The organism is Rossellomorea oryzaecorticis (genome assembly GCF_038405515.1).
GTDB classification, from domain to species: Bacteria; Bacillota; Bacilli; order Bacillales; family Bacillaceae_B; genus Rossellomorea; species Rossellomorea oryzaecorticis_A.
This window is the reverse complement of the sequence record NZ_JBBYAF010000020.1, coordinates 32,087-44,180: the sequence shown is the minus strand read 5'-3', so window position 1 is coordinate 44,180 and position 12,094 is coordinate 32,087. Positions and strand designations below refer to the sequence as shown.

Below are 12,094 nucleotides of genomic sequence, written 5' to 3'. Positions count from 1 at the left end.
AATCACATAAAAAGAGACAAGCCTTCGAAGGCTTGTCTCTTTGATATTTATGAACGTGCAGTGCTCGGCTTAGGTGCTTTTGAGCGTGTAAACTTAGGTAGTGCAAATCGGATTGCAACTAATCCGCATACTGCGGTTAGAATTGGATAGAAAGCATATGGGATAACACTTAATGGTGAGATCCCTGCTGTTTCTGCTACAAGTAACGCTTGTGCTCCATATGGGATCAAGCCTTGTACAGAGCAAGAGAATATATCCAGGATACTTGCAGACTTACGTGAATCGACCCCATAATTTTCACTGATTTCTTTCGCAAGCGGACCTGCAATGATAATAGAGATCGTATTGTTTGCCGTACAAAGGTTTGTTGAACTTACAAGTCCTGCCGTTGCCAGCTGTGCTCCTTGTGGGGAGCGGATCTTGCGGGTGGCAAGATAAAGCAGCGCCTGTATTCCACCATTATATCGAATAAGTTCAACCACACCTCCGATTAGGACAGTCAGTATCACGATTTCAGCCATTCCAGTCATTCCATCGGCAATGCTTCCAAAATAGCTGGAAGGTGTAAAGCTGCCATCTGCAAACCCGATGATTCCTGATAGCACGATGCCTCCGAATAGGACGACAAACACATTCAATCCTGCCAATGCACCGATGATGACTCCCAAATAAGGGAGGATCTTCACCCAGTTAAAGGCCTCGGCATCCACCGTTGATTGGTTGCCTGCTGTAATAAAGTATAAGGTTACCATTGTTAGAATGGCTGCTGGAAGAACGATAAAGAAATTCACTTTGAATTTATCTTTCATTTCCGTTTTCTGCGTACGGACGGCTGCAATCGTAGTATCAGAGATAAACGAGAGGTTGTCACCAAACATCGCACCGCCGATGACCGTTGCCATCGCAACAGGTATGGCGATGTCCGTACCCGAACTAATTCCGACACCGATCGGGGCAAGTGCAGCGATCGTGCCCATTGAAGTACCCATGGATAATGAAACGAACGCTGCGATCAAAAACAGCCCTACAATAACAAGGTTTTCTGGAAGTACAGATAGAGCCAGATTCACAGTTGAATCAACGGCTCCCATATTTTCAGCGACTCCCGAGAACGCTCCTGCTAAAAGGAAGATAAACACCATGATCATAATATCTGGATGTCCCGCCCCTTTGGCAAAGCGTTCTACCTTTGCATTCAGGGAGTCCTTTCGGTTCATAAGCAGCGCCACTACAGCTGCGATGATGATGGAGACTAAAACTGGAAATGCGTAAAAATCTCCTGAAATGATCCCGGCACCTAGAAAGAGTGAAACAAATATAAGTAATGGCAGTAAAGCCAGAAGATTTCCTTTTTCGTTAATCATTTGAACAACTCCTTTGACAATTGTCTATTGATGAATGGATTGAGAAGGTAATAACCCTCAATAGGAGTATTACCTCCCTGGTTAAAATATAAAAACCTCTTCTCGACAAGAAGAGGTTTCCATCAAAAGAAACACTCTTCTTATCTTTCAAGCATCATGCTTGCTGGATGTGGCACAGCACTCGTAAGGAGTCCGCTGCCGAGACATCGTAGGGCCAGTCCCTCCGTCTCTCTGGATAAGAAGAATACGTCATATTCATTTTTAAAATTATACTTACATACTTTAATGCGTCTAAGAAAAAAAGTCAAACGGAAAAATCGTTCATAGGACCATAAAAGTTTTCCAGCCAATATGATTCAGTCGAATGGAACCCTATATTAATTGGTTTTTATAAAGATTGAGCCATGGAGCAGATTCTTACTTCATCCATAAAAAGGATTTACAATCTTCTAAAATAGGTCTAGTATTATAGGGATAAAAAACATCTGGGGGATATGGAAGTGGAAAGAACGGTACGTAATCAAGTCTTTACTTTGCAAGGCTTTTATTTTTTGACTTTTTTTGGTGTAGGCAGTCTATACCCGCTGTTAAGCGTATATTTAAGTGAAAGTGTCGGCTTGAATGGATACCAGATTGGGACCATCATGTCGGTCGGACCCATCATGATGATATTCTTTCAGCCGATCTGGGGAATGGTGAGCGATACGACGAATCGTCCGACACAGGTGCTGGCCTTTACTTCATTGGTTGCAGGAATGTTTGCTCTCGGGTATCTTGTGACCGACCTTTACTATGGACTCCTTCTGATTGCGATACTGGTTGCTGTTTTCCAGAGTGCGATTATACCCGTTTCAGACAGTATAAGTCTGAAGTATACAAGTAAAGTCCGTTATAACTATGGAAATATACGATTATTTGGATCACTGGGATTCGGTGTTGCCGTATATGTGATGGGGAAATTATCGGAAGGTTTTATCGGACCGACCATCATTTTTTACGCATTCTTCGTATGTCTGGTTCTGTCGGCTGTGCTGGCTTTCCGCTTTCCAAAGGAACGAGCGGCTGCCAAGCTTGATTTAAGGGCTGGAATGAAGGAACTGTTTACGCTTAAAAAGTTTTTGATCTTTTTAGCCGTCACTTTCATGGTATTCGGTCCGAATCTTGCAAATAATACGTACTTCGGATTATTTGTGGAAGACTCCGGCGGCACGTATGCGGGAATCGGTCTCGCTTTCTTAATCGCAGTACTATCCGAAGTGCCTTTTATGAGAGTTGCCGGCAATTGGATCGACCGATTTGGATTGTTGACAGTAGCAGCTTTAGCCGGAGCGGCGTCCATGATCCGCTGGCTGTTCTACTTTACAGAACCAAGTTTAGGGCTTGTTTACAGTTCTGCTGTCATGCAGGGTCTCGCCATCGGGCTGTTTGTTCCAGCCGGTCTCCGTTATATAAGAGAAATCACGCCTGCTCATATAACAGCCACGGCGGTCACCATTTATTCGGCAATTGGAAATGGACTTGGAAACTGGTTCAGCACCTTTGTTGGCGGGTTCATCCTTGAAACATTTTCAATCTATGCGGTCTACTTGTTCTTTGCAGTACTGTCATTAATAGGCATTCTCCTTTGCTTTGTATTAATGAAAGAAGAGAAGAGGCAGGCTCTGGCCTATTAATCTAACAGACGCTTTTTAAAGAGAAATCTTTAGGGGGCGTCTTTTTTTATTATTAACTGGTGCTAAACACCGCTGTTGATTTCCGTGCAAGACTTCGCTTTCCGCGGGTGACCTGTGAGCCTCCTCGGCTTCGCCTGCGGGGTCTCACATTGGCCACTTCTCCCGCAGGAGTCTTCGTCTTGCACTCCAATCAACAGCTAGAACCAGTTAATAAACAAAAATAGCCTTTAACAGATCCTATTTAAAAAGGTCTTTACATAGTGAATAGCTAATTAATAGGTGAGAAATCGATAAAGATGTTTAGTAAAAAGGAGAAAATCATGGAAGATAAAATCAATCTTATTAAAGAGAAGGTCCCTCATCTTGATATCAAACAATACCATCAAAATAAGCAGGGACAGAATAACGATGTGCTGATTGTCAATAATGAATGGGTGTTTCGCTTCCCAAAGTATAGAGCAGGAATAGAACAGCTAAAGAAAGAGACAGCAATTCTCGATTATGTATCATCAAAACTATCCCTCCTTGTTCCACAGCCGTGCTATCAATTCTTTCTTCCTGAAGAACCGGGGAAGGTGTTTACAGGATATCGCATCTTACCGGGAAACCCCCTTTGGAAAAAGGACATGAGTTGTCTCGATACAAATCAGATACAGAAGGCGGCTGAGGTCCTGGCCGTATTTCTGAAAGAGCTTCACAGCCTTCCATTGGACTCTGAGCTCAGCTCTATTCAACGCAGTGAATCGACATGTTTTAAAGAAATGAGAGACTTGTATGAAAGGCTAAAGACAAAAATCTATCCGTTTATGAAGCAAGAATCGATTGAAGAAGTGGATAATCGTTTCACTGATTTCTTTCATTCCTGTGAAACTGTGGAACCGTGCATCATACATGGCGATTTTGGCTGTTCGAATATTTTATGGGACAAGGGTACAGTCTCGGGAATTATCGACTTTGGGGGAGCAGGTATCAGTGATCCTGCTTATGATGTTGCCGGATTATTAGCAAGCTATGGTGAACAGTTCTTCAGAATGATGATTCCACATTATCCTGAAATAATGACATTCCAGGACAGAGTCTATTTCTATCAAAGTACTTTCGCTTTGCAGGAAGCGTTATTCGGAATTGAAAATGACGATAGAGAAGCTTTTGAAAATGGGATTTCGGGATATAGAAAATAATTCCGGAAAAATTTTTCGAATAAATGTTTGAATTTTCTCGAAAAGTGGTACAAGAAGAAATAAGAAAACGCAATCAATCAACTATAAACTTTTAATAAAAAATACTGAACATAAACTAGACTATAAAAACGTGAAGGAGAACTTTCATATGAATAACAACTTCTTGTACTCAAAAGATTATGCAAACCTTGGAGATACGATTCAATTTAAACGAAAGAAGCATATCGTAAACGGTGTGGTGACTTCTTTAAGAGAAAACACAGTCATTGTTAAAGTAAAAGATGAAGTAGTGAAAAAACTGGAACTTCCTGATAATCAAACGGTTGTCGGCCATAAAAACTATGTCATCGTAGAAAGAGCAGAAAACGAAGAACAGCCAGTATTCGTGTACGACGGCTGGAACAGTGCGTTAAAAGCATAAAAAATAAAAGGCTGACCTCCGAATTAAATATTCGAGAGGTCAGCTTTTTTTATTATCAGCTCCAGCGCATAGCCCTTGTCGTGACTGAGCAGGGATTTATTATTGTTGTTTCAGCTTCCGCGCATACTCCTCGACCATTTCTTTGGTCACTACTTTCCGCTGAGGCACAACTCCCTGCCGTGCGAGGGTATTGATTTTCTGTGTTGCTTCATTAATCCGGTCGGTCGTAAAAGCCTCGCCTGCCTGACAACGTTTCACAGCTTCATCAATGGCCAGTTCTCTCTCCTGGTCCAGCAGCATGAACTTCTGTACAAGCTGATTTTGCTTGGTTGAATGTTTAGTAATCTCTTTATGTACACTCATGTTCTCATTCCTCTCAATCCGAAATGTTCTTTGTTCTTATTATGCTTTTTAATAAGAAAAATGGCAATGCTCCTTTTTTAGTGAGCATGAACAAAAAGAACAGGCTCCCATAACGGTGAGCCTGTTCTTGATCTCATGAATGAGCTTTACTCATTAACAGCCTTCTTACGCATATCTTCTCGTTTCGGCCAGCTTTCGACTCCTTTTAAACCGGGAATGTCATCAGCATAGAAGACCGGATCTAATCCCTGCCTGCGCTGATCCATATAGTTGTTCAATGCTTTAAAGGCAATAGGAGCCAGGATTCCAATGGCGATCAAGTTTGTAATTGCCATCAGCGCCATCGATAAGTCAGCAAGAGCCCAAACGATATCAAGGCTTGCCATAGAACCGAATATGACCATTCCTAATGCGATGAAGCGGTAAACGAGAAGTCCCGTTTTACTTTTATTGATGAATGGAAGGTTGGCTTCTCCATAATAATAGCTTCCGATAATCGAACTGAAAGCAAATGTGAAGATGGCAATTGCCAGGAAGATGCCTGCCCATGATTGGAAATGTTCAGACATAGCGGCTTGAGAAAGCTCAATGCCTGTCAGTCCAGATCCGTAAGCATCAGAAGTCAGAATGATGAACGCTGTTGCAGAACATACAAGCAGTGTATCAAAGAATACTCCAAGTGCCTGGATGAATCCTTGCTTTACAGGGTGGGAAACGGACGCAGTCGCAGCTGCGTTGGGCGCACTACCCATACCTGCTTCATTTGAGAACAGTCCGCGTTTCACACCGTTCATGATGGCAGCACCGATTCCGCCCCCAACTACCTGTTCAAATCCAAATGCGCTCTTGAAAATGAGTGCGATCACACTTGGCATTTCTGTGATATTTGTGATGACTACGAATAATGCCAATACGATATAAAAGACTGCCATGATTGGAACAATTGCAGATGAGAAGCTTGCAATCCGCTTAACGCCGCCAAAGATAATAAGTGCCGTCAAACCAGCTAATATAAGTCCGATTGCTAACGGGCTGATCCCGAATGAATTATTAAATGCTGTAGAAATTGTATTACTCTGTACGGCATTAAAGGTTGTTCCGAATGACAAAATAATCGTTACTGCAAAGATGGTACTCATCCAGCGTTTCCCTAATTGTTTCTCCATGTAATAGCCAGGGCCGCCTTTGAATCCTACTTTGTCTTTCACTTTATAAATCTGGGCCAACGTACTTTCTACAAATGCACTGGCTCCTCCCAAAATGGCTACAACCCACATCCAGAACACCGCTCCAGGACCTCCAAGTGCTAAGGCAATGGCTACTCCCGCTAAATTACCTGTACCAATTCGAGTACCTGCTCCTATAAAGAATGCCTGCAGAGAAGAAATTTGTTTCTTTCCTCCGGCTTCTGTAACATCCTTATCACCCAATAATCGTACCATTTCACCAATGTGGCGAATTTGAACAAATTTTGACCCTATTGTGAAGTACAATCCTAAGATGATCAACAACCCAATTAAGATGTAACCCCATAATAGAGAATTTGCCTCATTTACTAAACCGTTTAAAATATCCATGATAACCCCCTCGAAAATTTGAATCGGTTACGTCTACTATTATCTGAAAATTGAAATTGAATGTCAAGTTATTATCTGAATATTTAAATTTTACCAGCGATCATTTAGGGGGACGAAGTATACTGTCATAGTAATTAAGGGATTTTTATGGGTTTTATAAAAAGAGGGATACGAAGTATGAGTGAAATAAGTTATTTTACAATAATGAAAAATAAAGAGTGACATAATATTTTTTAAAAGAAAAAAGCCAGGAGTCATCCATGGCAGTTGTTCTTCAAGGTATATGTATTGATGGTGGTATGTAAATGAAGAAGTGCAGAAAGTTCCCGAGGGATTAGTAGTAGTTCCAATAGCTTAAGACAAATAGCAATACTCCAGTAATCATGGAAATGCCAAAAAGCATAAATAAGAAATCAAGAATTCCGTCTACAAACACCTTCTTACGGCTTTCCCGCTTGAAATTCCTTACTTCTTTACGATAATAAGCTGAACGACTCATCCCGATACCTCCTATTCCTCACAGTCAATTACCATTGCATACTAAAAGATATTCTCGAAAAAACAAGAAAATCCTGCCTGAATGTGAAAAAAATGTCGTATAGAGACATAGGAATGACAAAGAGGCTGAAAGAATTCAGCCTCTTTGTTTTGTATGAGGTGACTATCTTGTATGGTTTTCAGAAATTTGAGTGAGTGCGCCGCCCGCGCTCTGGTCAGATTTCTGTTGTACTGCTAAGTCCCCAAGTGCAAGCATACCGACAAGATTTCCGTTTTCCACTACTGGAAGACGGCGGACTTGATGCTGAGACATTAATGCCGCAGCTTCCTCGGCTGAAGCATCAGGTGAAATGGTCACAACGTTTTGAGACATCACTTGAGATGCATTATCCCCCTGCGTCCCGTTTGTCAGTCCGCGAGTGGCAATATCACGGTCCGTGATCATACCGACAACCTGTCCGTTTTCAACAACAGGCACCGAACCAACATTCTTGGATTGCATCTTTGATGAAACATTTGATAATGAATCCTGGTTAGATGCAGCTTCAACATTTGTCGACATAATATCGCGTACTTTCATTTAAATTCCCCCTCAATTGTTGTGGCAGTACAATCTTTATTATTTGAAGTATTGCCTGCAATATTCTTTAGATCCAGAGGAAGTTAATTGAAAAAAGGTGTGCTGGATAGAACCGGCACACCTTTATGTTAAATTTATCTTTCCGAGGATGGTCTGTGAAATACCATCGTCAGGATAGGTCCGATGATGACGAAAGAAAAAATGAAAAACAGAATCAGAAACAGCGAAGGACCGTTGATCGAGCGGTTTAATTCATCATTATGAGTGTCGATAAAAGATTTTAAATCATCATTTAAAACCACAGAAGTTGAAGATAACAGCTCGTTATGATCTAGGTCATAGTAATAAATCTCTTTATTGGTAAAATGGAAAAAACGGTCTCTTTGTTCGGTATAGCTGATGTACAAAGCCTTTATCTTTACACTTTCCGTTTCCTCTTCACTAATCATGACTTCCCCGGTGATATCAACGAAATCCCTGACAATAACCGTGCCTTTTTTGAAATAGGCTTCTTCACTTAAATGTTCATCAATGGAATCAATGATTGGATCGCTGGCGAAAACGGCATTGCCAGAACCACAAAAAAATAAAAGGAAAATAAGTAAATAATACATATATCGCTTCTTGGACAGCATAAAATTCCCCCTTTTTGTAAAAGAGCTCGTCTACTTTGATATATATGCTCTTTTACTGGGGATTATGGTAGAAACAAAAAACACCCCCGGAATCCGGGGGATAGTGCTTACTTTGAAATGAACATTTGTGTCCAGTAGGTTCCGTATGAACCGCCTTTGGCATACCCGACCCCAATATAGGTGTAGGTGCCGTTGAGGATGTTTTTACGGTGGCCGGGACTGTTCATCCATTCTCTTACAACTTGTTCCGGGCTTGTCTGTCCGACAGCTATATTTTCACCAGCGGAGCTGTATTGAACATTGAAGCTCTTCATCATATCAAATGGTGAACCATACTGAGGGCTTCTGTGAGCGAAATACCCTGTATCCCTCATATCCCGTGATTTATAACGTGCGACTCTGGACAGCTGCCAGTCTAATTGAAGAGGAGAGAGACCGGCTTTCTGTCTTTCTTGATTGGTAAGTTCAATCACTTGTCGTTCAACAGATTTTATTGATTTGATCGATGGTATGCGTACTTTTTGATTTGGATAAATCAAGTCAGGGTTCGGTATTTGAGGGTTCGCCTCAATAATTTCAGATAAACCGACTTGAAATTTCTTTGAGATTATCCAAAGAGTGTCTCCTTTCTTTACAAAATAATTTTGAGCTGCTTGTGCTCCAGTGATTCCTGTAAGGCCAAAGACCAGGGACATTGCGACCATAATAATAGCTAATTTTGTTTTCATGCTTTTAAATTGTGTAATTAAAAGTGAAATATTCTTAGGAAAAAACTTTTTTTAAAAAGCTCTGTTAAAGATTATTGTTGTATTTAACTGGTTCCAGCTGTTCATTGTAGTGCAAGACGAAGACTCCTGCGGGAAAAGCTAGACAGGTGAGACCTGTCCAGCTCCGGCGGCTAGAGGCTCGAGACATAAGCCATGCCATCCAAAAAGACAAAAACCGCCTTTGTGGCTGCCCTGTCTTATGCTTGTCGCCTCTGGGCGAGCCGCCTCCGCTTTTCTGACCCGCAGGAGCTTAGCGGCGAGGAGGCTTACCGGCCGCCCGCGGAAAGCAAAGTCTTGCACGGAAATCAACAGCGGTGTTTAACAGCAGAGCTTTTCAAAATGTGTTTTTCGAAAAGAACCTAGAAAAAACAAAAAAATAGGATTATTGTTTCATTTATAGGGAATAGGTAAACCAACTACAATAAAGTGAAACCTTTTTTTATGTCATACGTACAAATAGATAACGAAATTAATCGAAGAGGTGAATAACGTGGTAAAGGAGAACGATCGCTTTAAAAAGGTGATAACCAAATTATCGAATGTCGGTGTCAATATTTCAAAAACAAAGTCCAGACGGGAGATTCTTCAATCACTAAAGCAATATCAACCATTACCTAAGACGTTAACTCAGGATTCATAACAGGTTGGACAGACATAATTCTCTTTTTTTCACGATATACTAATTAGTAGTGAAAAGGAGGGGATGGTATGGAGAGAGTAATGTTTGACGTCCAGACATTAATGGAAATCAGAAAGAAGGCGGATGAAATTTCATACCGGTGTATGAGTGGGGATCGACCTTCTGATCTTCACAGTGTCAACTTGGCGCTGGACCAGATTTCCCGAGCACTGGCCATGTTTGCAGAAATGGAACTTCATCGGATGCAGAACACGCATATTGCCAGCGATGGGCAAAGCTATATTAAAGGCCGTCTGCAGATCGCGTATCGATCGATTCTTCAAAACCGTCAAGAAGAAGAGTCGAACACAGCGTAATAAAGAGGTTGACCCAAGAATACGAAAGTCTAGACGTTTCATTCCTCGGACTTAGAAGGCTCATTAAGGACTGGTCCTTTAAGGGTGATCATTTCATCTTTTTGGGTCAGCCTCTTTTTTTTATCTCTTTTTTATAAGGTTTCTGAAACAGCCTATCGAAAGATAAAACTATAAAGTTGGTGACGTGATGACTATTTTCTACTCAAAAATATTATTGGTTTGTAATGGTAAAGCAGGTCGCGGAGAGCTGGAAATTAATTTAATGGAAGTCACTCCGCCCTTATTGGATATTTGTGATGCGTTAACGGTCCATAAAACCAAAGACAAAGATGATGCTGAAAAGATCTGCCGTGAGACGGGTCAAGAATATGATCTGGTCGTCATTATGGGGGGAGACGGTACAGTTCACGAAGCCGTTAATGGTTTAGCACGCCTTTCTTTAAAACCTAAGCTCGCTATCCTTCCCGGGGGAACATGTAACGACTTCGCGCGTTCCCTGAACATCCCGATGAATATGGGACAAGCCGTCGAAACCATCACCGCCTCCCAATATGAAAAAGATATCGATATTGTCAAAGCAGGTGACCGATATTTCAGCAACTTCTGGGGAACGGGTCTGGTTTCAAAAACAAGTGACAACATTGATGCGGGCTCTAAAAATGTCCTTGGCAGGCTCAGTTATTATATTAGTGCCTTTCAGTCCATTCAGGATCCTGAGTTGTTGAACGTTACAATTACGGCGAATGGGAAGGTATACAGGGAAGAGGTAGTGATGCTGCTCGCAGCAAACGGACGTTCAATCGGTGCAAATCCATTGCCTGCCAGTATCGACCTGGAAGACGGATTGATCGATATTTATATGGTGAAGAAAACGGGTTTTCCTCTTTTGAAGGAATTCTTCATGATAAGAAGTACAGGGGAAGTAAGTGATCCAACTAATGACATCATCCATATTCAGGCGCCTGCAGCAGATATACATTTAGACGAGAAAGAAAAGGTGGATATGGACGGAGAGCTTTATGAAGAACAGAATCAAACGCTCGAAGTTCTGAAGCACCACTTGAGATTGATTGTAGGGGAAGATAAATAAGAGAGTATCGGGGTTGTTCCGATACTCTCTTTGTTTTTGGAGGACAGGTAAGCCGCCTCCGCTTTTGATCGTCCAGCTCCGGCGGCTAGCCCCTCGAGGTCATAAGCTAAATGGTCCAAGAAGGCAAAGAACGCCTTCCGGGCCCATTTAGCTTATGCTTGTCGGGGCTGAGCAAGCCGCCTCCGCTTTTGAGGTTTAAACTGTATGTTTTTTCTTTCTGATGATCAGGTAGATGATGTATGCTAGTATTAGCACTCCGCCAGCTCCGAGTGTGAGCATGGTGAAGTTTTCTTCGATAAATGGTTTTGCTTTGGCACCGAGAGCTAATATGATGGCTCCTTCAAGGAAGAAGCGTATGCCTCGTCCGATAATCGACCAAATGACAAGAACTCGTATTTTTACACCGGAAACCCCGGCAAAGATTGTGAAGATTTTATAAGGGACGGGTGTAAGCCCCGCGATCAGCAATGCCATGGGACCGTATTTTGTGAAATATTCTTCTACCTTCAGAATTCTTTTTTCAGAGAAGAAGTATACCAATATAGGCCGTCCCAGTTTTTTACCGATTAACCAGCCGAATAATGCACCGATGACTGAAGCAACGGTGGTATATAGCGCGTAAAGCAGGGCGTTTTCCGGTTTTGCGATAGCAAGCGGTATTAATAGGACATCTGGTGGAATCGGGAAAAAAGATGAATCGGCGAACGATACAAGAATAAGTCCCCAAACCCCATAATCCAGCAGCCATGCCTCAAAAGAGTGAAGTAATTCAGACATAAGATATCTCCTTTATCATCATGCAAATATAGTCAAACGTCATATCTTTTTAAATAACATAAGAAAGTATATCATTTTTTAAGTAGAGCGTCATGAAATATCTGTTTGGCTTTAATAATAATGATTAAAGGAGACCTTGCAGCGGAAAGTCGCTAAAAGCGAAAAAAAGATA

14 protein-coding genes and 1 riboswitch are annotated in these 12,094 nt (G+C 41.7%); of the genes, 6 read left to right on the top strand and 8 right to left on the bottom strand.

What is annotated here, in order from left to right; all coding sequences use genetic code 11:
• Positions 1 to 47: 47 nt before the first annotated feature.
• Positions 48 to 1,364 carry a Na+/H+ antiporter NhaC family protein gene (locus AAEO50_RS11530; RefSeq protein ID WP_341983725.1) on the bottom strand — a complete coding sequence of 439 codons (1,317 nt, stop codon included), beginning with the start codon at positions 1,362 to 1,364 and terminating at the stop codon, positions 48 to 50.
• 137 nt (positions 1,365 to 1,501) lie between these two features.
• Positions 1,502 to 1,606: riboswitch (SAM riboswitch) on the bottom strand.
• Positions 1,607 to 1,864: 258 nt separating this feature from the next.
• Here AAEO50_RS11530 and AAEO50_RS11525 point away from each other — a divergent pair.
• The 3 genes from AAEO50_RS11525 (at position 1,865) to AAEO50_RS11515 (ending at position 4,639) form a co-directional block, all read left to right on the top strand.
• On the top strand, positions 1,865 to 3,037 hold the full coding sequence (locus AAEO50_RS11525) for an MFS transporter (protein ID WP_341983723.1): 1,173 nt from the start codon (positions 1,865 to 1,867) through the stop codon (positions 3,035 to 3,037).
• Between the two features lie 320 nt (positions 3,038 to 3,357).
• Positions 3,358 to 4,218 (top strand): aminoglycoside phosphotransferase family protein, encoded by an 861-nt coding sequence (locus tag AAEO50_RS11520; protein WP_341983720.1) that lies wholly within the window; start codon positions 3,358 to 3,360, stop codon positions 4,216 to 4,218.
• A 148-nt stretch (positions 4,219 to 4,366) separates the two neighbouring features.
• Entirely contained in the window at positions 4,367 to 4,639 is a 273-nt protein-coding gene (locus tag AAEO50_RS11515) for a DUF2187 family protein (RefSeq protein WP_341983719.1), read from the top strand.
• A 99-nt stretch (positions 4,640 to 4,738) separates the two neighbouring features.
• Here the strand turns inward: AAEO50_RS11515 and AAEO50_RS11510 are convergent, their stop codons facing one another.
• The 6 genes from AAEO50_RS11510 to safA form a co-directional block, all read right to left on the bottom strand.
• On the bottom strand, positions 4,739 to 5,002 hold the full coding sequence (locus AAEO50_RS11510; RefSeq protein WP_341983717.1) for a DUF2533 family protein: 264 nt from the start codon (positions 5,000 to 5,002) through the stop codon (positions 4,739 to 4,741).
• A gap of 146 nt (positions 5,003 to 5,148) precedes the next feature.
• A complete protein-coding gene (locus tag AAEO50_RS11505) occupies positions 5,149 to 6,579 on the bottom strand; it encodes an alanine/glycine:cation symporter family protein (RefSeq protein WP_341983715.1) in 1,431 nt (476 codons plus the stop codon).
• A 334-nt stretch (positions 6,580 to 6,913) separates the two neighbouring features.
• On the bottom strand, positions 6,914 to 7,078 hold the full coding sequence (locus tag AAEO50_RS11500) for a hypothetical protein (RefSeq protein ID WP_341983713.1): 165 nt from the start codon (positions 7,076 to 7,078) through the stop codon (positions 6,914 to 6,916).
• Positions 7,079 to 7,240: 162 nt separating this feature from the next.
• A complete protein-coding gene (locus tag AAEO50_RS11495) occupies positions 7,241 to 7,657 on the bottom strand; it encodes a CBS domain-containing protein (RefSeq protein ID WP_341983710.1) in 417 nt (138 codons plus the stop codon).
• Positions 7,658 to 7,791: 134 nt separating this feature from the next.
• Positions 7,792 to 8,292, bottom strand: a complete 501-nt coding sequence (locus AAEO50_RS11490) for a hypothetical protein (protein ID WP_341983707.1) — start codon at positions 8,290 to 8,292, stop codon at positions 7,792 to 7,794.
• Positions 8,293 to 8,399: 107 nt separating this feature from the next.
• Positions 8,400 to 9,020 carry a SafA/ExsA family spore coat assembly protein gene (gene safA, locus AAEO50_RS11485; protein WP_341983705.1) on the bottom strand — a complete coding sequence of 207 codons (621 nt, stop codon included), beginning with the start codon at positions 9,018 to 9,020 and terminating at the stop codon, positions 8,400 to 8,402.
• A 520-nt stretch (positions 9,021 to 9,540) separates the two neighbouring features.
• On the opposite strand from safA, the gene AAEO50_RS11480 reads away from it, so the two are divergent.
• From AAEO50_RS11480 to AAEO50_RS11470, 3 genes are all read left to right on the top strand, one after another.
• Entirely contained in the window at positions 9,541 to 9,699 is a 159-nt protein-coding gene (locus tag AAEO50_RS11480) for an Lmo0850 family protein (protein ID WP_341983702.1), read from the top strand.
• A gap of 68 nt (positions 9,700 to 9,767) precedes the next feature.
• Positions 9,768 to 10,055 (top strand): hypothetical protein, encoded by a 288-nt coding sequence (locus tag AAEO50_RS11475; protein ID WP_341983700.1) that lies wholly within the window; start codon positions 9,768 to 9,770, stop codon positions 10,053 to 10,055.
• A 187-nt stretch (positions 10,056 to 10,242) separates the two neighbouring features.
• Positions 10,243 to 11,145 (top strand): diacylglycerol kinase family protein, encoded by a 903-nt coding sequence (locus AAEO50_RS11470; RefSeq protein WP_341983699.1) that lies wholly within the window; start codon positions 10,243 to 10,245, stop codon positions 11,143 to 11,145.
• Between the two features lie 195 nt (positions 11,146 to 11,340).
• Here the strand turns inward: AAEO50_RS11470 and AAEO50_RS11465 are convergent, their stop codons facing one another.
• Positions 11,341 to 11,922, bottom strand: a complete 582-nt coding sequence (locus tag AAEO50_RS11465; protein WP_341983696.1) for a YqaA family protein — start codon at positions 11,920 to 11,922, stop codon at positions 11,341 to 11,343.
• Between the last annotated feature and the right edge of the window lie 172 nt (positions 11,923 to 12,094).

What these genes read in the sequence shown, in the direction of transcription:
- AAEO50_RS11490 (WP_341983707.1), bottom strand. Translation starts at nt 8,292, where the DNA reads ATGCTGTCCAAGAAGCGATATATGTATTATTTACTTATTTTCCTTTTA.
- AAEO50_RS11515 (WP_341983719.1), top strand. Translation starts at nt 4,367, where the DNA reads ATGAATAACAACTTCTTGTACTCAAAAGATTATGCAAACCTTGGAGAT.
- AAEO50_RS11500 (WP_341983713.1), bottom strand. Translation starts at nt 7,078, where the DNA reads ATGAGTCGTTCAGCTTATTATCGTAAAGAAGTAAGGAATTTCAAGCGG.
- AAEO50_RS11470 (WP_341983699.1), top strand. Translation starts at nt 10,243, where the DNA reads ATGACTATTTTCTACTCAAAAATATTATTGGTTTGTAATGGTAAAGCA.
- AAEO50_RS11510 (WP_341983717.1), bottom strand. Translation starts at nt 5,002, where the DNA reads ATGAGTGTACATAAAGAGATTACTAAACATTCAACCAAGCAAAATCAG.
- AAEO50_RS11475 (WP_341983700.1), top strand. Translation starts at nt 9,768, where the DNA reads ATGGAGAGAGTAATGTTTGACGTCCAGACATTAATGGAAATCAGAAAG.
- safA (WP_341983705.1), bottom strand. Translation starts at nt 9,020, where the DNA reads ATGAAAACAAAATTAGCTATTATTATGGTCGCAATGTCCCTGGTCTTT.
- AAEO50_RS11465 (WP_341983696.1), bottom strand. Translation starts at nt 11,922, where the DNA reads ATGTCTGAATTACTTCACTCTTTTGAGGCATGGCTGCTGGATTATGGG.
- AAEO50_RS11505 (WP_341983715.1), bottom strand. Translation starts at nt 6,579, where the DNA reads ATGGATATTTTAAACGGTTTAGTAAATGAGGCAAATTCTCTATTATGG.
- AAEO50_RS11530 (WP_341983725.1), bottom strand. Translation starts at nt 1,364, where the DNA reads ATGATTAACGAAAAAGGAAATCTTCTGGCTTTACTGCCATTACTTATA.
- AAEO50_RS11495 (WP_341983710.1), bottom strand. Translation starts at nt 7,657, where the DNA reads ATGAAAGTACGCGATATTATGTCGACAAATGTTGAAGCTGCATCTAAC.
- AAEO50_RS11520 (WP_341983720.1), top strand. Translation starts at nt 3,358, where the DNA reads ATGGAAGATAAAATCAATCTTATTAAAGAGAAGGTCCCTCATCTTGAT.